General features: G+C 68.7%; 21 protein-coding genes. 15 read left to right on the plus strand and 6 right to left on the minus strand.

Annotated elements, in window-relative coordinates; translation table 11 throughout:
* On the plus strand, positions 1–456 hold a 456-nt coding region (locus tag ACERZO_RS28825; protein WP_372667916.1), incomplete at its 5' end, for a tetratricopeptide repeat protein.
* Positions 453–848: a hypothetical protein gene (locus ACERZO_RS28830; RefSeq protein ID WP_372667917.1), complete on the plus strand. Its 396-nt coding sequence runs from the start codon at positions 453–455 to the stop codon at positions 846–848. The genes ACERZO_RS28825 and ACERZO_RS28830, both read left to right, overlap by 4 nt.
* Before the next feature lie 827 nt (positions 849–1,675).
* Here the strand turns inward: ACERZO_RS28830 and ACERZO_RS28835 are convergent.
* Entirely contained in the window at positions 1,676–2,035 is a 360-nt protein-coding gene (locus ACERZO_RS28835; protein ID WP_372667918.1) for a hypothetical protein, read from the minus strand.
* Between the two features lie 224 nt (positions 2,036–2,259).
* Complete coding sequence (locus ACERZO_RS28840) at positions 2,260–2,535, minus strand: hypothetical protein (RefSeq protein ID WP_372667919.1); 276 nt, start codon at positions 2,533–2,535, stop codon at positions 2,260–2,262.
* A 557-nt stretch (positions 2,536–3,092) separates the two neighbouring features.
* Here ACERZO_RS28840 and ACERZO_RS28845 point away from each other — a divergent pair.
* The 13 genes from ACERZO_RS28845 (at position 3,093) to ACERZO_RS28905 (ending at position 13,520) form a co-directional block, all read left to right on the plus strand.
* Positions 3,093–3,740 (plus strand): YbaB/EbfC family nucleoid-associated protein, encoded by a 648-nt coding sequence (locus ACERZO_RS28845; RefSeq protein ID WP_372667920.1) that lies wholly within the window; start codon positions 3,093–3,095, stop codon positions 3,738–3,740.
* Positions 3,737–4,048, plus strand: a complete 312-nt coding sequence (locus ACERZO_RS28850; protein WP_372667921.1) for a hypothetical protein — start codon at positions 3,737–3,739, stop codon at positions 4,046–4,048. Before ACERZO_RS28845 ends, ACERZO_RS28850 begins: the two co-directional genes overlap by 4 nt.
* Positions 4,045–4,422 (plus strand): hypothetical protein, encoded by a 378-nt coding sequence (locus ACERZO_RS28855; RefSeq protein ID WP_372667922.1) that lies wholly within the window; start codon positions 4,045–4,047, stop codon positions 4,420–4,422. The genes ACERZO_RS28850 and ACERZO_RS28855 overlap by 4 nt, the downstream gene beginning before the upstream one ends.
* Before the next feature lie 62 nt (positions 4,423–4,484).
* The gene (locus ACERZO_RS28860; protein ID WP_372667923.1) at positions 4,485–5,174 is read left to right on the plus strand and encodes a WXG100 family type VII secretion target; all 690 of its coding nucleotides are present in this window, start codon (positions 4,485–4,487) and stop codon (positions 5,172–5,174) included.
* A complete protein-coding gene (locus ACERZO_RS28865) occupies positions 5,171–5,761 on the plus strand; it encodes a DUF3558 family protein (RefSeq protein ID WP_372667924.1) in 591 nt (196 codons plus the stop codon). The genes ACERZO_RS28860 and ACERZO_RS28865 overlap by 4 nt, the downstream gene beginning before the upstream one ends.
* 1,135 nt (positions 5,762–6,896) lie before the next feature.
* Positions 6,897–7,295, plus strand: coding sequence for a DUF7715 family protein (locus tag ACERZO_RS28870; RefSeq protein WP_372667925.1), 399 nt, complete (start codon positions 6,897–6,899; stop codon positions 7,293–7,295).
* Between the two features lie 42 nt (positions 7,296–7,337).
* A complete protein-coding gene (gene dprA / locus ACERZO_RS28875; RefSeq protein WP_372667926.1) occupies positions 7,338–8,315 on the plus strand; it encodes a DNA-processing protein DprA in 978 nt (325 codons plus the stop codon).
* Between the two features lie 171 nt (positions 8,316–8,486).
* Positions 8,487–9,485 carry a DUF4192 family protein gene (locus ACERZO_RS28880; protein WP_372667927.1) on the plus strand — a complete coding sequence of 333 codons (999 nt, stop codon included), beginning with the start codon at positions 8,487–8,489 and terminating at the stop codon, positions 9,483–9,485.
* A gap of 95 nt (positions 9,486–9,580) precedes the next feature.
* Positions 9,581–10,420 carry a hypothetical protein gene (locus ACERZO_RS28885; protein ID WP_372667928.1) on the plus strand — a complete coding sequence of 280 codons (840 nt, stop codon included), beginning with the start codon at positions 9,581–9,583 and terminating at the stop codon, positions 10,418–10,420.
* Positions 10,421–10,678: 258 nt separating this feature from the next.
* Positions 10,679–11,683 carry a DUF932 domain-containing protein gene (locus ACERZO_RS28890; RefSeq protein ID WP_372667929.1) on the plus strand — a complete coding sequence of 335 codons (1,005 nt, stop codon included), beginning with the start codon at positions 10,679–10,681 and terminating at the stop codon, positions 11,681–11,683.
* Positions 11,684–11,739: 56 nt separating this feature from the next.
* Positions 11,740–12,420 (plus strand): hypothetical protein, encoded by a 681-nt coding sequence (locus ACERZO_RS28895; RefSeq protein WP_372667930.1) that lies wholly within the window; start codon positions 11,740–11,742, stop codon positions 12,418–12,420.
* 306 nt (positions 12,421–12,726) lie between these two features.
* A complete protein-coding gene (locus ACERZO_RS28900) occupies positions 12,727–13,077 on the plus strand; it encodes a response regulator transcription factor (protein ID WP_372667931.1) in 351 nt (116 codons plus the stop codon).
* A complete protein-coding gene (locus tag ACERZO_RS28905; RefSeq protein ID WP_372667932.1) occupies positions 13,074–13,520 on the plus strand; it encodes a hypothetical protein in 447 nt (148 codons plus the stop codon). The genes ACERZO_RS28900 and ACERZO_RS28905 overlap by 4 nt, the downstream gene beginning before the upstream one ends.
* 152 nt (positions 13,521–13,672) lie before the next feature.
* On the opposite strand, the gene ACERZO_RS28910 is transcribed toward ACERZO_RS28905, so the two are convergent.
* The 4 genes from ACERZO_RS28910 to ACERZO_RS28925 are packed head-to-tail and all read right to left on the minus strand — an operon-like array spanning position 13,673 to position 17,848.
* A complete protein-coding gene (locus ACERZO_RS28910; protein WP_372667933.1) occupies positions 13,673–14,266 on the minus strand; it encodes a DoxX family protein in 594 nt (197 codons plus the stop codon).
* On the minus strand, positions 14,244–15,761 hold the full coding sequence (locus ACERZO_RS28915) for an FAD-dependent monooxygenase (RefSeq protein ID WP_372667934.1): 1,518 nt from the start codon (positions 15,759–15,761) through the stop codon (positions 14,244–14,246). Before ACERZO_RS28915 ends, ACERZO_RS28910 begins: the two co-directional genes overlap by 23 nt.
* Positions 15,762–15,782: 21 nt before the next feature.
* Complete coding sequence (gene sigJ / locus ACERZO_RS28920) at positions 15,783–16,679, minus strand: RNA polymerase sigma factor SigJ (RefSeq protein WP_372667935.1); 897 nt, start codon at positions 16,677–16,679, stop codon at positions 15,783–15,785.
* Positions 16,676–17,848, minus strand: a complete 1,173-nt coding sequence (locus tag ACERZO_RS28925; RefSeq protein WP_372667936.1) for an NAD(P)/FAD-dependent oxidoreductase — start codon at positions 17,846–17,848, stop codon at positions 16,676–16,678. Before ACERZO_RS28925 ends, sigJ begins: the two co-directional genes overlap by 4 nt.
* Between the last annotated feature and the right edge of the window lie 36 nt (positions 17,849–17,884).

A 17,884-nucleotide genomic window follows, 5' to 3' on the forward strand; every position in this document is an offset into this window, starting at 1 on the left:
GAGTTGCCGGTCTACACGCGGCTAGGCGACACCCGTGAGACCGCCCTCACCTGGGGCAGGATCGCCGACATCCTCTACCAGCGGGGAGAATATGAGGAGGCAACGTCTCTCCAGCTCAAACGCTTAGAGACGAACACTGGCCTAGGCGACCTCGACGGTATCGCCGCGGCTAACTGGGACTTGGCCACGATCCACCTTGCGCAGCAAGACCACGAGTCCGCGGCGCCCAGGCTGATCGAGTCCTACACGATCTTGCGCCGTCTTCGACGCGCCGATGGACTCGCGGTCGTCGCCCTGACCTTGGCCAGCTTGCTCGCGGCAGCCGATCGGATCCCCGAAGCCCAGCACGTAGCCGGCGAAGGCCTTCAGTCAGCTACGAAGATCGGCGCGAGCGACCTAGTAGAACAGCTGACGAACCTGCTCGATAACCTCAGCCAAGGGAACGACGAACGATGATCATTCACATTGAAAGTGACACCACCGCCGGCCTGGAATCCGCGAAGGCCACCCTCGACGAGCTGATCGGCGAATGGGGATACTGCGTGCACGAGACCCCACTCAGCGCGACGGCTTTAGGGGATCCTGCCCGAGAGAACGAGAAGTCGGTCGACCCGGTCGCGCTGGCAGCGTTGATCGTTTCCATTCCCTCAGCCGCGCTGGCCGTGACCGACCTGACAGACCGCATCCGCAAGCGCCGACGAGCACAAAGCCTCATCGACAAAATCAGAAACGACCTCGACGGGAACATCACCCTCACGCTGATCACCGACGACGGCCCACGTCACCTGTCTGAACTGAACCCCGACCAACTCCTCGATCTGCCAAAACCGGAAGATCCGTCGGCGTAGCTCCTCGCCGACCCGCCGCACCGATCCGGACGAGCTCCATCGGCTGCCCGTACAGAACGCACTCCCATGCCACTGGTCGTGCGCCAACGTCCTGTCATGCCGCCGAGCGGACGACGACACAGTCACGATCGATGCAGTGCGCTCCGCCTGGCCTGAGGTTTCAGTCGGGCATGACCGACGCCGACCAGGCGCCGTCGAGATCAAATCTTCGATATGGACTCCGCGTGCGGCGAGACAATGCCGGATCCAGCCCTGTTGATGCAGGCTTCGGCTGTCCCAGGTGAACTGCAAGGCGTCTCGTGCGCCCAGTGCTCGCACGCGACATGCTCGGGCATTGCACCGCCGCACGTTCCAAACGGACGAGAGCGACGAGAGCGACGAGAGCGACGTACTCGCGATCCGGGTAAATGGGCACGCGGCCCGGCCCCGCGCAGCTGCATAGCCCTGGCCGCCCCGGACCGCCGAGCTCGCCGCGCAGGGCTGCGAGTTCATGGCGGCCACGCACTCGCCGATCCTGGTCCCCGTGCCGGGGGGCGCGGGTCCTGCAGATCGGCGGCGACGGCGTGAGCGAGCAGGTCGGCCACGACGAGACCGTGGCGGTCACCCTGGCCCGCGGGGTTCCTGGCCGGCCCCGACAGGTTCCTGCACCACCTGCTCGCGGAGGACTGACCTCGCCCCTCCAATGCTTGCGGGCGATTGAGCCCTGCTGGAGGGCGACGACGTGCTCAACGTTGCGGTGCAACGGGATCGCGAGCTCGGCGGGGTTGATCCCCAGCAGCATCTGCGCAGTGGGGATGCAGCTACAACAGCACCCTATCGATGTCGGCTCAGCAGACACCGGCGTACGGCACGCCGCGCCAGATCGTGAAGTAGTGCATCAACGACAGGCAGCGGCCAGCGAGGAAGGCCGGCGGCACCGACGCCTGCGTCACCGTGCCGGTCTGGGCCGAGATCGTCACCGTCGCCCCGGCCGGGCCGCCTTGGGCGACGTTGTCGGCCAGCAGCGACTCCGCGGTAGTGGGCTCGAGCACCGCGCCGGTAGCGGTGTCGGTGGCCTTTCCGGTGGCTGCGTCGATGAGGTAGTCGTGCCCGGCGGGTGGTTCCGGTGTGGCTGGTATCGCCGCAGCTACCAGCACCGACACTCCTGCGGCGGCGACGGCCAGCGAACCCCAGGTCGCCTTGCGCACGGTCCCTCCCGAGCCTGGTACGAAACTGCGACTCATGTTCGCGGCGCCGCGATTGCCGGCGCGGCGACCGCTAAACACGCGTGGGACAAACATGATCACTTGCGAAGGTAGCCGATCCGGCTCTGGCTGGCCGTGCGACATGCCGGAGTGACCGGACGGCCCGGCCCAGGTGTCGACGCTGCCGTGAGAAGCCACGTGCGCACCCGGGTCGAGCCGTGCTGGTGCTACTGGATGGACACCGAGGTGACGGTGACGTTGCCGGTGAAGCCCGCGGTCGAACCCGGGCCAAGGACCGGGCTGAACGCGGTGCCGCCGCCGGAGAGGGTGTAGGCGACCGCGCCGGTGTAGTTGCCGGTAGAGAACTGGTACGAGCCCGGCGCGTTGGTGCCGGTGGTACCCGAGTCAGCCCAGCACAGGTGCGCAAACGGCACGACGCGCCAGACCTTGAAGTAGATCGACGAGCTCGCGCAAGTAGTGGCCGGGATCGGCCGGATCGCCACCGTTGCCGGCTACGCCTCACTCACCTGACCGGCCGTGCCCGACGTGGTCGCCGCCGCAGCCGGCTTGAGAACCTCGCCAGTGGCAGTGTCCGTAGCCTCGCCGGTGGCCACGTCGATGAGGTAATGGCGTCCCGTCGGCAGCGCCGGCGCGGCCGAGGCGACCGGCGCCATCAGCAGCGATATCCCGGCTCTGGCGCCGCCAGGGCACCACAGATCGACTTTCGCATGATCCCTCCCGAATCTGACGCAAAACATTCCGGCCCGCGGTTGCGGCGCCGGGATTGCCACTGTGGCGACTGTTCGCCCGGTCGAAATACGCATGATCAAGAATCACTGCATCGGCTCAGACGGTAATCAACCACGCAAAATGCCGAGATAACCGGACAACTGCCGGCGTCACGACGCTGGTTGATACTCCGTTTTACCTGCATATTCCACATCTTTCCGCGGCGCGGCAGAAACAAGACAAAAAGGCGAATTGCACGCCACTGTCGGTCGTCGTTAGCACGCAGAAGACCGACTTCGCGTGTAGTTGATCACCGCCGACTGGTGGCTGCTTGTCCGGTTCGTGCCGTGGTCAACTCTTTCGGCTGGACGGTGAACACCGGATCGGCGCGGTGACGCCTCCCAGGCTGTCGATCAGCTACGCTGCCCTCGAGCGCTGGCTACACTGCGACAAGCAACGATTGCTGCAGGTAGCAGTACTCGGGATGTGTGTCGGAGCGTGGGGAGGCGATGCCGACGTGGTGTTCAACGCGGACGTGATGCGGCGCCAGGCCGGCGAGCTGGACGCCGAGCTCGAGCAGGCCCGGTTCACCGGCCATTCCCGCGACCGTGCGGTGACCGCGGTCGTCAGCGGGCACGGCCGCCTGATCGACCTGAAAATCAGCGCGGCAGTGATGCGCGGAGCACACCCGCAGACTGTCGGTCCCGACGTGGTGGAGGCGGTGTCGGCCGCCCGTCGCGCCGCCTGCGGTCCCGCGTTCGCGAAGATGCACGCCGTCCTGGACAAAGACCAGGTATGGCAGCCCCAACCCGCCGGAGCCCGTCCGGACCAGCCCCAGCCCGCGCCCGGCTACCAGCCACCGGCGGCGTCCCCGGCTGCCGAGCGGCGGCCGCGGGAGGACGTCGTCGAGGAGGACTTCGACGAGCTGGACTTCTTGACCGACGACGACAGCGACGACGAGGACCGGGGGCGCTGGTGAACTACCAGGACGAGCTGCACAACCTAGCGCGCGAGATCGACGCCGCCACGGCGGCGGTCGCCCAGACCGCCCAGCAGGCCGAGCACCAGCCGCTGCAGGTACCGCTACCAGGTGATCTGGGGTCGATCACGGTGTCCGGCGCCGGCGAACTCACGGCTGTCACCCTCGAGAGCACCGAGTTGCACCAGTACTCCGCCGATGCCCTCTCCCGCACCCTGCTGCGCGCCATACAGGACGCCGAGACCCAGGCCGAACGCCGCCGCGCCGACACCATCGCCGCCGCGGTGGCCGAGACGGGCCTGGCATGACCTTCGACCCCAACGACATCACCGGCCGCGGCTACCGCGTCTACCCCGAATCCCTGCGCAAAGCCGCCGACGACGCCACCACCGCCGCCGAGTTCGTCACCACCTTCGCGCAGCAGGACCTGGCCGGGACACTGCTCGGCGAGTTCGACCTGGGGCTGCCCGGGACCCTGACCGAGATCATGCCCAACAAATACGGCGCGGGGACCGTCGAGCAGTACAACCGGGCCATCGAGACCATCCGCGGGATCTCGAGCAAGAACGCCGAGACACTGCACCAGCTGGCCCACGCTCTGCAGACCGCGGCCTCCTACTACGAACAGCAGGACGCCGCCGAGTACGAACGGCTCAAGAAGCTCGAAGGAGGCCTCCCGTGAGCGCCTTTCCCCCATCATGGTCAAGCGCCCCTCCAGCGCCGGTCACACCGCCGCAGGCCGGGATGCCCTACCCCACCGACGCCGACGCGAAGATCCGCTATTGGGCCGACTTCATCGGCGCCCACGGCATCATCACCTTGCTGGACAAACTTCGTGTCTTCATCGCCGGCGACATCGGCAAGGTCCTCCACCTCGCCGACACCTTCGCCACCGAAACAGCCCTGACCAAAGCCGCCGAGCAGCTCAACGCCGCCCAGCTGACCCTGGCGAAGGCCTGGCACGGCGACGCCGCCGACCAGTTCAACACCTACGCCGGCAAAGCCGTGACCGCCCTGGACAAGAACCAGAGCTCGATGATCACCCTGACCAGCACCATGTCCTCGATCGCCCAGACGATCATCGACACCTACAAGAACCTGCTCATGACCATCGGCAAGTGCGCGATCAACCTCGCCCAGCTCGGCGGGAAGATCGGCATCGCCGTCGTGGAATCGGCTGCTCTGCCGCCACTGGCCATCATCGGGTTCAGAGACGTCGCCGACGCAATCAACTCCGCGTTCGCGACATTCTGGAACGACTGCCTGGCCTTGCTCGGCGGGCTGATGAGCAACATCGGCAGTCTACTGGGCAACCGCATCCAGCTGACCACCATCGAAGCCACCTTCGCCAGGCTGCCCGACGTCGGGGACAGCACCGAAGTCATCGACGACCCGGGTCGCTGGCGGGTCAAGCCCGGAGCCACCCACACATGATCGATCACCGAACTCTCTGCGTTGTCGCCGCCGTGCTGGGACTGGGGCTGGGCGCCGGCTGCTCGCCCGGTCGATCGCCGGCTCCGGCAGAGCCGTCAGTGTCGATCCCGCCGATCCCCGGGACCGGGATGAGCGGGGCCGGGCGGTTCCGTGCCGATCCGTGTGCCGCGGTCACCGTCGACCAGCTCACCGCCATCGGCTTCGCCGGCGGCGAACGCCGCCGCGACGGCAACCGATGCGTCACCACGTTCGGCGCCGTCGCCAGCGTCAGCACCGCGAACCGAGGTAACAGCCTGCGCACCCTGTATCAGGAGCATGCCTTGGGCCACGACACCGGCAACCACTGGGAACCGATCACCGTCGAAACCATCTACCCGGCAGTCATCGTCACCATCGAAGAGAACGTCCCCAGCAAGCAGGCCGAGGGCCCGCTCGGGTGCACCCTCGCACTCGCCGCCGACGACACCACCCTCGTCTACATCAACGCCGCCACCGCCGACGAGCCCGAAGCCGGCCCGTGGCAGCACGACCCCTGCGGTGCCGCCACAAAGATCGCCGCCCTCACCGTCAACAACCTGACCGCGTAACCGCGCCACACTTTCAGTTGCCTGTCCCGGCTCGGCCGAAAGGGATTTTCCGCGCCTGACTGGGTTCCATGCAGCCAGTAGTGCGGGCGGCCACGGCAGAGATCACATGGCTCACAACCAGGCTCTCTGCGGCTGGTTGAAGCTGCCGAGATGCGCGCTCATGTCGAATTGAGCGCGTCGCCGAGGGACCTGTCCGAGTGACGGTGATCGCTGGTCTCAGGCTGGTGCTGACCTGGTGTTCCGCGCAGGCTATGAGGTCTCGGCCGACAGTCCCCAGACGGGGCGGCACGTTCCCAGGTAGTCATGGCCTGGACGTCTGGCCCCTAGGAAGGTCAGACCTCACCCGGGCGCAGTAGTTGCGGCCTTCCATGACAAGCCGGTCAAGCCAGTCGCGCAGTAGTGCCGTTTCGGCCGACCGGAACGGAAGTTCGTCCTCCGTGGCGGTGTCGCGCCCGTGAGCGCACCGAACGTCAGCAGTGACGCCGCGATCCGTTTCCCGCACGGAAACTTGTTGCCATAAAGGGACTCCCGTCGATTATGGCGCGTCGCAGCCGCCCGGAAGAACAGCTCGTTTCGGCGCGAGGGCAGCGCCTCGTCAACGCACGCACGGAAACCGACGTTCAGCCCAGGCCGGTCTCCTGAGGCCCAGAATCCGTCGGCCGCCGAAAGCGGCGACAGGTCGCCGACTGCTGAAGTTTCGGCTCGGGAGAGGCGCCCTCCCCAGTGCCCTCTCCCGAGCCGGGAATCCTTGTACCGCCGGGGGTTGAGAGCGGTCCAGATCCCCGGAAGGGTCCACTGTGGTCACTCCCTGTGGACCACAATGGATCACCTTCTACAACCAGGGTGCCCCAGGACCCAGTAATTCGCCACAACTGTTGCGGATTTTCTGATAATAACTTTGAGTGTCACCCTGTGCACGAAACGCAGCACCCGGCGACGACCTCTCCCACCAGACGACCACGGCTGGGCGTGGCTGCAGCGCAGTGCAGCAGACCCGCGGCCCGGGGCAAGCCCACCGTCCACGAGGGACACGACCGTCACCCTCCCGCCGGCTTGCCCCGGCCCCGCGGGGCCCGCTGGCCAAGGGCCGCGTCCAGCGCCCACCCGGGCCGCCGCGGCCACCGAGGAGGAATCCGTGTTGAAATACTTCGTCTCCACCCACCGCACCCAAGGTGAACGGGACAACGACTCCAACAGCCTTCCCGGTACGGAACTGGTCGATCTTCCCGGCGAATGCCACGACGACCCGGACTCACCCATCTGCGGCTGCGCCCGCAGCTTCGTCGGCATCACCAGCCGGCAAACCTCCACCACCGCCGAGGTCATCGAAACCAACATGACCGCCGCTGAATACATCGGCCGTTTTCACGCCGGCCTTCTCGCCCTCGGCTGGAAGGACACCGTGGAGACGCGCAACGGTGTCATCGATGCCGCGGTGGAGCTGCTGCTGCTCGCCGCCCTGTGGCCGGTGGGCACCGTCGTCGAACGCCGGGGTCGGGAGATCCGCGTGCGGAGCTTCCCCACCGAATCCTGACCGCCTGCCGCCGGTTCATTAGCCCGCTCGAGGGAGTCCTTCATGTCTTGTTCTGCCGATGCACGGCGTGCCCGCGCGTTCCTCCAGCACGCCGCCGAACCCACCAACCCGGTCATCGCCCGCTACGTCGCCGAGGTCGGGCCCGTCGACGCCGCCCACCACGTCTCCGAAGGCTCCGCACCCTCCGGCGTCCTCACCGAATCGCGCCACGACGTCGGCTGGATGCGCGCCGACGCCGTCCTGCGCACCGCCGCCGAGCTCGGCGCCCGCTTCGTCGTCCCCGAAGACGACGAGTGGCCGGCCGGCGTCGTCGGCGGCCTGAGCACCCTGGCCGCCGACGACGCCACCCTCGGCGGGCTGCCTCTGGGCCTGTGGATCCAGGGCGAGCCGCGGCTGGACGAGCTGGCGTCGGCACGGTCGGTCGCGGTCGTGGGAGCACGGGCGGCCACCCAGTACGGCGAACACCACGCCGCCGAGTTCGCCTACACGCTGGCGTCTCGGGGTGTCACGGTGTGGAGCGGCGCGGCTTATGGCATCGACGGTGCCGCCCACCGCGGAGCGCTGGCCACCGATCGCCCGGCCTGCACTGTCGCCGTCCTGGCGTGCGGGATCGACTACGGCTACCCGGCCGGACACGTGGGTCTGCTCAAGCGGATCGCCGGCTCCGGCGCGGTCGTCTCCGAATACCCGCCCGGCACGCCGCCCGCGCGGCACCGGTTTCTCCAGCGCAACCGGATTCTGGGTGCGTTCACCCGGGCAACGGTGGTGATCGAGGCCGGGCGGCGCAGCGGCGCCCTCCACGCCGCGCGCTTGGCCGACAAGCTCGGCCGACCCGTCCTCGCCCTCCCGGGTCCGGTGTCCTCCGTCGCGTCCGCCGGGTGCCACCGGCTGATCCAGGACGGCACGGCCCGTCTGGTCACCTCGGCCGACGATGTCATCGCGGTGATCGAGGAGTCCGAGCGGGAGGTGGGCGCGGAACCGGAGGCGGGCGTCGCGACGGATGTGGCCGATCGACGCTAGCGCACGCCCCGACGGCGGCCCGCACCTCGCGCTGACCCGGTGACCTCGCGCACTGTCCCGGGCCGCCGTCGGACGCGCGCTCAGGGGCGGTGGCGGCTCACACGTTCGTGGGCCGCCACCGCCTCCCCGCGGCCTACACGCCGGGGAGGCCGAGCCGAGGAGCGCCGCTACGTGACCCAGTACCTGACCACCGGTGAACTAATCGGATCGTTGCCCGACACCTGTGCCGACACCCTGCACGTCATCGCTCTGCCCTCCGACGCGGACAGCACATCGGCGGGGCGGCTGACCTCACCGTTCGGCGCTGCGTTCCCGGTCACCCTGGTGCGGGACATGACCACCACCGAGATCGCCGGGCACGTGCGGGACGCCCTGCCGGCCCACCGCGACATCGACCTGGTTGTCGTCGTGATCGCCGAGAACCACTCCCGGAACCGGCTGCCGCTGCGGGCCGCGATCGCCGCGCTCGAGGCCGACCTGCGCCCCGCCGGGCACACCGTCGTCGGCCGATACTGGGCCCCGCACACCCGCCCCGGCGCTCCCTGGCGCGACTACCGCCGCTCCAATCACCTCGGCACCGTCATCGCCCCGCGCACCGACCTTGACTTCGCCGCCCCGGTCCAGCTGAGTGGCGATGCCCCGACCCCGACCTGGGGTCTGCCCTTCACCGAATCCGGTGACACCTTGCCGGCCGACCTCGGCCGGTTCGCCCGCCGGATCGTGCCGTTCCTGGTGCGTCGTGGGGACGAGGCGAACCGGATCGTCGTACACGCCACCATCCAGGCCGGCCGTGGCGAGTTCATCGACGACGTGACGGCGTTCGCGGTCACGACTGCGCTGGCTGACAACGCCGTCTACGGGCCGATGTTCCTGCCGCCGAACGAGGTCGATCCTCAGCGGGTCGAGCAGCTGTGGATGGCCTTCTACCGCGGCACCACCGACCCCAACGCTCGTGCCCGGCTGGCCACGCTGATCGCGGCCAGCGCCCTACGCCGAGGCGAGCGCCATCTCACCGCCTGCGCTCTCGCCCACGCCCACGGCGCAGCGGGCGCCGCCACCGTCGGGTTGCTTTTCCAAAAGCACGCCAGCACCGACGTCGTCGAGCAGCAGCTGGACCAGACCGCCGGCCGCGTCGCGGCGATGCCCGGGGTCCGCGCGAACCGCTGGTAGCGCCCGTCCGGCAAGCCCAGTTGGCCGCAAGGGTCCTGGGGCGTCGTTGCGCGCCCCAGGACCCTCACGGCCTCTGCCTTTCAAGAGGCCACCTCGTGCATCACGTGATTCAATCGTCTGGCGGCATCGGTTCCTGGGCCGCCACGGAGCTCGTCTGCCGCGAGCACCCGGGCGACCCGATTATCCTGCTCTTCGCCGATGTACTGATCGAGGACAGCGACCTCTACCGCTTCAACGCCGACGCCTCACATCGGCTCGGGATCCCGATCACCCGGGTCTGCGATAGCCGGACACCGTTCGAGCTGTTCACCCAGCGCAGCTACCTCGGCAACTCCCGCATCGCCCCATGCTCGCAGGCACTGAAGCAGAAACCCTGCCGACGGTGGCTGACCGAGCACACCGACCCAGGCGACACCGTCCTCTACGTCGGGCTCGAGCCCGACGAGCAGCGCCGAGCGCCGGCGGTCACAGCCGGGTGGCGGCCGTGGCGCGTCGAGTACCCGCTGATGCAGCACCCCGACCTCACCAAGGACGACCTGCTGGCCTGGTGCCGGGGCGTCGGGTTAAAACCGCCACGGTTGTATCGCTTCGGGTTCAGTCACAACAACTGCGGCGGCCTCTGTGTGCGCGGGGGTCAGGCCCACTGGCGACGCACCCGCGACGTCTTTCCCGATCGGTTCGCCTGGTACGCCCAGCTCGAACAGGATTTCCGTGCTGCCCACGGGGATGTGGCGATTCTCAAACACCGCCGCCACGGCCAGACTCACCCGTTGCCGCTGCGCGCCCTGCACACCGGGTCCGCAGCCGCATCGCCCCTCACCGAACTGGACATCGAGCACGTCCTGCGCCTGCTCGGCCTCGGCGAACGGTCTGACGATCGTCGACGCCGTCTCCAGGTGGGATCCCTTGCCACGGCGGGAGATCGGGCCGGGTGACGTCCCCGCGCGCCTCTCGCGCCCCGGTGGAAGGCGGTTGCGGGGTGCTGGGCGTTCGGCCGTCGCGGTGTGACCGGACCGAGGGAACCAGGCCCGCGCCGGCGGTGCACACCCACTAGTCCACAGCACCGGCTCGCTTCGCGGTTCCGGGGCGTGGTGCACCGCCGGCGCTCGGCCTGGTGATCCGTGGCCGTCCACCCGCGAGCCCGCCGCCCCGCGCGGCGGGCAAGCACCGGCCACGACGAGAGGACCCTGACCGTGTCGAAGGAAACCAGCACGTGGCTCAACACCAACGTCCTTATCGGATTCACCGACAAGCGCGGCCACGCCTGGCACTACCGGGCCGAAGATCAAGGTGCCGAGCCGAATCACTACCCCGGACCGATCCCCATCACCGACGTCAAACGACGCCTGTTCGGCTGGAGCGCCGAACCGGCCCGGGTGTTCGTCGAAGACCGGTTCGGGCTCCGCCTCGCCGAGCACCACCTGGGCGTCACCACCTCCGACACCGGCGACCTTCTCGCCATCCACACCGACGAATACGGCATCCACCAGTACGGCACCTGGCTGCTGGACAACGTCGCCGCCCTGCTCGACGACGGCCTCGCCATCGGCTCCGCCGGGCTGCTGCGCGAACGCAAGCAAGCGTGGGTCAGCGTCGAAGTCCCCGACAACGTCACCACCCCCGAAGGGGTGGAGTTCCGGCCCAACCTGCTCGCCTGCTCCAGCCACGACGCCAGCCTCAAAACCCGCTACAAGCGTGTCGTCACCAACGTCGTCTGCGACAACACCATGAGCATCGGCCTACGCGAAGACGGCCAGGAAGTCGCCGTCGTCCACAAGCGCAACAGCTCCCTGCAGCTGCTTTCCGCCCGTGAGGCCCTGCAGATCGTGCACACCGTCGCCGACGACTTCGCCGCCGAGGTCAAGAAACTGTGTCAGACCACGGTCACCGATCGAGCCTGGAAAGCCTTCCTCGACGCCCACACACCGATCCCCGACCAGCCGGGCCGGGGGCGCACCAACGCCGCCAAGAAACGCTCGGCGCTGACCCGGTTGTGGACCAGCGACAGCCGGGTCAGCCCGTGGAAGAACACCGGGTGGGGTGTGGTGCAGGCGGTCAACACCCACCTGAACCACGAGGCCGTCATCCGCGGTGCCGGCCGCGCCGAACGGAACATGACCCGGGTGATGACCGGTGAACTGGGCAAGCACGACCGCAACGCCGCCGCGACCCTGCACAAGATCCTCGCCGCCGTCTGACAGCTTTCCGGTCCCCGCCCTTGCTCGCTGTTCCGGCTCACGAAAGGACTCCTGCCATGGGCACCAGCACGATCCCGCCGATGACGTGCGGCACAGACGGCTGCACGAACACCGGCCACGGAATCTCGATCGCGGTGTCGCGCCCGAGTATCTACCGCTACCGCGACTGCATCGCCTGCTTGGACGCGCTCGCCCCTCGCTGGATCAGCGGGTTCACCGACGAGCGTGCCTACGCCGACCGCAACAATGAACTCGGGCGCCTGAAAGCGACAGAGCTGCGGGCGCAGGCCGCGCCGCTGCTGGCCGCGATCAGTGAGGCGCGGGAGGCGTTCACGATGCTGGCCGACCTTGTCGGTCCGGTGCTGGCCCGCGACGCGGTCACCGCGATCGTCAACGCCGGCGACCACGTCGTCGACGGCTCCGTCACCAACTGGTGGGCCGCCTACCGCTACCCCGAGCACCACCCGCGCACCGCACCGGCCCGCGCGGCGTACCGGTTCGATCACGTCTGGACGGTGCGGGTCGACGGCCTCGCCGTCGGGACCGTCCGTCGAGTCACCGCCGGCGTGCTCGACCGCTACGAACCCCGCACCCTCACCGGATCCGTCCTGCGTCCCGATCTGCCCGAGGACGAGCAACCCGCCTACGACTCCGTCCACGCCGCCGCCGACGCCCTCATCGCCTGGACGGACGGACGCGAGCCTGCACCCGATGCCGTGGCTCCCGACCACTCGTGACCTCGCGGTGTCGTGCGGCCTCGATCACGCGACCAGGTCCCGCGACACCGGTCAAGGCCACACCTCGACACATCAACGTTCCGACCCCAGGCACGGGGCCTTGACCGGTGCCACGGCGGGACCTGGGTGACCGCGGTCGTCCGCACACCACCCCACGTGAGGCCACCTGAATGAACCGGGAATCCCCGAGCGGCACGCCTTCCCCCGGGCGAGCCGGCTCCCGGTTCGGGGCTGGCCGGGCCAGCGCACGCGCCGCGCTGCCCGGCCAGCCCCCTCACCTCGCTACCTGCCCTCGGAGATTCGAGCATGTCCCAGCCCGCCACACTGACCGCTACGGAGCGGGAGGTCCTCGACGACGTCGCCCGCGGCCTGAGCAACCTCCAGATCGCGCTCAAGCAGTTCCGGTCACACGAGACCATCCGTACCCACGTGAAGAACATCCTCGCCAAGCTGAAGGCCCGCAACCGCGCGCACGCCGTCGCTATCGCCTACGACACCGGTCTCCTCCGGTGCCCGCTACCGCACCTGCCGACGACGCAAGCGATACCGCGGCTGGTGTCGCCGCCGGGCCACGCCAGGTGCGAACCCGGGCAGCCGGGCCGGGCAGCGACCGCACCTGCTCGTCACGACGTCCGCGAACGGCCAGGGCCGCAATGACCGAGCCAACGCTGTTCTCGCTGGAGAACCAGCGCGAGAGCCGTCCGCTCGACGTGGTGTCCTGGGGTGCCGGTGTGGAAAGCCCCGCCTACCTCACCGAAATCCTCACCAACCCCACCCGGCACGACGTCGACCCCGAGAATCTGGTCGTGCTGCACGCCGTCGTCGGCTCGGAGTTCACCGACACCATCACCTTGTCGCATATCGGTAATCCTGGCTATCAGAACTTGCGGACGTCTCGAAGCTCGGGATCAAGGCATCCGGTAGCCGGTCACGTGCAACATCAGCCACGGTCGGCCGAGGTCCCTGAAGCTCAACAGGGCCGGCGCCTGCTGGCCTCCGTCGATGTCATAGCTTGCGCCGTCCGGACCCCGATCGGTCAACCTGTCCAGGACGCCGAGGCGTCCTGCGGCGGCCCCGGCCGACACCGTACAGCGCGATAAAGTACCCACCGGACCTGCGGCCGGCTGGGCGCTCGACGATCACCGTTGTCCAGCCGATCTGCTTCAGCCCCAACGCTGTCGCGGTCCCCGCCGGCGCCCAGTCCGACCACCAGTGTCTGGCGTCCGCCGTTGTCCACTGTGTCCATGAGGCTCTACTCGTCAATCCATCCGAGTTCGACGGCGAACTCGTGCATGGTGTCTTCGACTGCGGGCAGTGTGAGGAACGAGATGGCATACAGGACAACGAGGAGCCCGATGGCAGCGACCCAGGAGCGAACAGGGGTCTGCGGCGCGGAATGATCCCGGCGAAGCCGTGTCTGCGGGAGCCGGCGGTCGGCCGGCCTCAGCACCCACGACGCGATGGCACACACCGCCAACAGCAGCGGCGGTCCCCACGCCGCGGGACCGTCACCGGCTACCCAATGCGACAGCACAGCACCCGACCACAGGAAGAAGGCGCCCGCGTACGCCCATTCCTTGACCAGCGGGAACCTGGGCACGCCGATCGCGACGGCTGCGGCTGCCTGCCACGCGCCCAGGAGGTAGGCGAAGAAGTGCGGGTATCCCAGGTGGTGCAGCTGGATTTCCACCCACTCGATCGTCAGGAGGTTCCAGACCGACCCGGCAGCCAACTCGAAGACGATGACGAACGTGATGGCCCAGAAGGCGATGGAGCGAACCCGGCTTGAGTTCCGGTCGCTTCGTGCGACGGTCGCGGGCTTCTCACCGGTCGCGTGCTGCGACATTACGGTCATTTGAGTTTGCATTTCGTTCTCCTTCGAAGTGAGGACCGGAGGGGCCGACCCACGTCGTGAGGGCGGTCCGGAGAGCGTCCACGTCTGGCCGTTCGCCGGCGCGGGTGACCCAGGCGACATGTCCATCGGGACGGATGAGTACGGCGTCCGCGCCGAGTCCGGAGCCCTTGGCTGGACGGACGCGGACGAGATCGACGCGATCCGCCCAGCCGGTCACGACGGCATCGAGGGGCGGGAGACCACCGAGATCCAGCAGAACCGCGCGGGCGCGGTGCAGAAGCTCGTAGACGCGGCCGTGTTCGAGGTCGAGGTCCGGGATCCGCCTGCCGAGAAGGTCGTCCGTCCCGGCCATCGGATACTTGATGTCGGTCGCCGTGATCATGCCGGCAAGACGCAGCCGCACCTCGTCGATGTCGATGAGATCGCCCAGCACCTCGCACAGAGCGGAGGTGTGCTCGTCCGCCCGGTGGAGTGCGGTCTGGGCGCGAGTGTTCTGCAGGACCCGGGCGGCGACGGGGTGGCGTTCGGTCTGATAGGTGTCGAGCAACAGGTCCGGGGCCTGGCTGCGGACGACGGCGGCGAGCTTCCAGCCGAGGTTGACCGCGTCCTGCACACCGGTGTTCAGGCCCTGACCGCCTGCCGGGAAGTGGATGTGCGCGGCGTCGCCGGCGAGAAGAACCCGGCCCTCGCGGTAACGGTCCACCTGGCGCGCCGCGTCGCCAAACCGGGAGAGCCAGCGTGGCGAGTGCAGCCCGTAGTCCGTCCCGGCGATCTTGAGCAAGGCCGCGCGCAGGGTCTCCAGGGTCACCGGCTCGTCCCGGTCGGCGACATGATCGAACTCGTTGGTCAGCACCCGGTACCAGTCCGGGCCGCGCGAGAGCACCGAGAAGACACCGTGCTCGCGCCGTTCCTGGAAGATGTCGTCCTCGGGCGGCTCGGCGAGCTCGACGTCGCCGAGCAGGGCGGTCATCGTGGCCGACGTGCCGGGGAACTCGATGCCCGCGAGCCTGCGCACGGTGCTGCGGCCGCCGTCGCAGCCGACGAGGTAGTCCGCCCGGACGCACGCCCCGGACGCGAGCTCCACCGTGACACCCGTTCCGTCCTGGGTGAACCCCACCACCTCGGTACCGCGTCGCAGCCGTACCCCGACCTCCGCCGCGCGCTCCGTCAGCAGCCGTTCCACCTCGGACTGCGCGATGACGAGAACGTACGGATGCCGCGTCGCCACATCGGACACGTCGAGCGGGATGGTGGAGAAACGCACGGCCTGGCTCGGCTGTCCGCGCTCGAGGAACCGGTCGAGAAGGCCCCGCTGGTCGAGCGTCTCCATTGTGCGGATGTGCAGACCACCGGCGCGCGATTCCACCGTTCGCGGCTCCGGGAGACGCTCGAGCACGAGCACATCGACCCCGGCGAGTCGCAGCTCGCACGCGAGCATCAGCCCCGTCGGCCCCGCTCCGGCGATCACTACCTGCGTGTCGGTCACGGTCAACTCCTTGGTCATCATTTACCGGCTGATCTGCCGACGAACCGTCACCGCTAGGAGCTTGTCCGGATTGCGGACGGCGTAGAAGTTGGTGATCTTCCCGTCGATGATCTCGATCAGGAAGGCACCTTCGACGCGGCCGCCGAGGTGGGCGACGATCGCGGGGGCGTTGTTGCAGTTGACCATTTCGACCCGCAGGTCCGACATCTGCCACTTCTTGTGGAAGAGATCCAGGAGGACGGCGGCGACTTTCTCCGCGCCCACTACCGGGCGGCGTGCCGCGGTGGTTTTGCCGCCGCTGTCGGCGGTCCAGGTGGCGTCCGGCGCGAGCAGCGAGAGCAGCCCGGCGAAGTCACCGGTGGCCGTGGCGGCCATGAACTGCTCGGTGATCCGCGCGGTCGACGCGGTATCGGCGGGCTCGAAGCGCTTGCGTCGTGCGTGCACGTGTTCGCGGGCGCGGTGGGCCACCTGGCGTACCGTCGCCACCGGTCTGCCGACTGCCGCGGCGATGTCGTGGTGGTGGAAGCCGAACACCTCGCGGAGCACGAACACCGCACGTTCGTCGGGGGTAAGGGTTTCGAGCAGCACGAGCATCGCCATCGACACCGACTCGGCGAGCACGAGGTCGGCCGCCGCGTCGTGCTCGTCGAGCAGCAGCGGCTCGGGCAGCCACGGGCCGACGTACTCCTCACGTCGCCGCGCGCTCGCTCGCAGTGTGTTGAGCGCCTGCCGGGTCACCAGCCGCGCCAGGTACGACTTGGTGTCCCGCACCGTCGCGAGGTCCACCTCGGCCCAGCGCAGGTAGCTGTCCTGCAGCACGTCGTCGGACTCGGTCGCCGAGCCGAGGATCTCGTAGACGATGGTGAACAGCAGCGGCCGTAGCACGGTGAACCGCTCGGCATGCTCGTCGGTGGTCACGCGACCTCCAGCGTGGTGAGCACGGGACGGGGGCCGGCTTTCGGCCAGATCAGCGAGCCTGGCTTACGGGCCTCGCGGCGGGTCTTCCAGACGGCGAGCTTGCAGGTCAGCTCCTTGATCGCCGCGCCGACAACGCCGCCGAAGTAGGCGTTCACCGGGGTGTCGTCCTTGCGGGCGATCTGCCGGACGGCGCTGTGCCGGCCAAGGCTGACACACGCTCCCGAGAAGCGCAGGCTGATCACGGACGGTTCGGTGCCCGCGATCCGGCTCAACACGGTGTCGGCGGCCTGCGCCCCGAGCGGCCCGGCCGCATAGCAGCTCATCCGCAGCGGCTGGCCCGACGGCGCCGCGGCGTCGCCTGCCGCGACGATGCGGTCGTCGTCGACGCTGGTCAGTGTTTCGTCGGTGAGCAGCCGGCCGAGCGTGTCGGTGCGCAACCCGCTGACCCTGGCCAGTTCGGGCACGCCGAACCCCGTCGACCAGATCGTCAGTGCGCTCAGCCGAACCGACCCGTCCGCGAGGACCACGGCGTCAGGCCGGACCTCGGTCACCGCGGCCTTGACCATGGCCACACCATGCTGGGACAGCCACCGGACCACCGACCGGCGACCCGGCTCACCGAACCCCGGCGCCAGGGGTCCGCCATACACCAGCGTGACCGCACGCCCCTGCTCGGCCAGCTCGGCGGCGGTCTCGATACCGGTCAACCCCCCGCCGACGACGGTGACCGCGGCGTTGAGGGGCAACTCCTCCAACCTGGCGCGCAGTTGCTGCGCGGATTCTAACTCGGCCAGGGGAACGGCGAACTCGGCTGCGCCGGGCACCGCTGACGGTGCCGTTCCGGTGCTGCCGACCGCGTAGATGACATAGTCGAAGTCCAACGCCTGACCCGACGCCAGCTCCACGGTGCGTGCGGCGGTGTCGATCCGGGTGGCGTTGTCGATGACCAGCCGGACGCCGTCGCCGAGCAGCGTGCCGTAGTTCACTTCGGCCTCGCCGGTACCGGCCACGAACTGGTGCAGCCGGACCCGGTCGACGAACCTCGGACGAGGGTTGACCAGCGTGATGTCCACGCCGCCGTACTTCCGTAGCCGGTTGGCCGCAACCGTTCCGGCATAACCTCCGCCGATCACGACAATCTTGATGTTTCGTGTGCTGTGCTCAGACATGCCTCCCAAGACACCGCGGACCCACCGAAACGTGAC

Origin of the sequence: Amycolatopsis kentuckyensis (assembly GCF_041679295.1) — a bacterium.
Lineage (GTDB): Bacteria > Actinomycetota > Actinomycetes > Mycobacteriales > Pseudonocardiaceae > Amycolatopsis > Amycolatopsis kentuckyensis_A.

What these genes read in the sequence shown, in the direction of transcription:
- ACERZO_RS28860 (WP_372667923.1), top strand. Translation starts at nt 4,485, where the DNA reads ATGCCCTACCCCACCGACGCCGACGCGAAGATCCGCTATTGGGCCGAC.
- ACERZO_RS28865 (WP_372667924.1), top strand. Translation starts at nt 5,171, where the DNA reads ATGATCGATCACCGAACTCTCTGCGTTGTCGCCGCCGTGCTGGGACTG.
- ACERZO_RS28925 (WP_372667936.1), bottom strand. Translation starts at nt 17,848, where the DNA reads ATGTCTGAGCACAGCACACGAAACATCAAGATTGTCGTGATCGGCGGA.
- ACERZO_RS28830 (WP_372667917.1), top strand. Translation starts at nt 453, where the DNA reads ATGATCATTCACATTGAAAGTGACACCACCGCCGGCCTGGAATCCGCG.
- ACERZO_RS28910 (WP_372667933.1), bottom strand. Translation starts at nt 14,266, where the DNA reads ATGTCGCAGCACGCGACCGGTGAGAAGCCCGCGACCGTCGCACGAAGC.
- ACERZO_RS28905 (WP_372667932.1), top strand. Translation starts at nt 13,074, where the DNA reads ATGACCGAGCCAACGCTGTTCTCGCTGGAGAACCAGCGCGAGAGCCGT.
- ACERZO_RS28895 (WP_372667930.1), top strand. Translation starts at nt 11,740, where the DNA reads ATGGGCACCAGCACGATCCCGCCGATGACGTGCGGCACAGACGGCTGC.
- dprA (WP_372667926.1), top strand. Translation starts at nt 7,338, where the DNA reads ATGTCTTGTTCTGCCGATGCACGGCGTGCCCGCGCGTTCCTCCAGCAC.
- ACERZO_RS28900 (WP_372667931.1), top strand. Translation starts at nt 12,727, where the DNA reads ATGTCCCAGCCCGCCACACTGACCGCTACGGAGCGGGAGGTCCTCGAC.
- ACERZO_RS28855 (WP_372667922.1), top strand. Translation starts at nt 4,045, where the DNA reads ATGACCTTCGACCCCAACGACATCACCGGCCGCGGCTACCGCGTCTAC.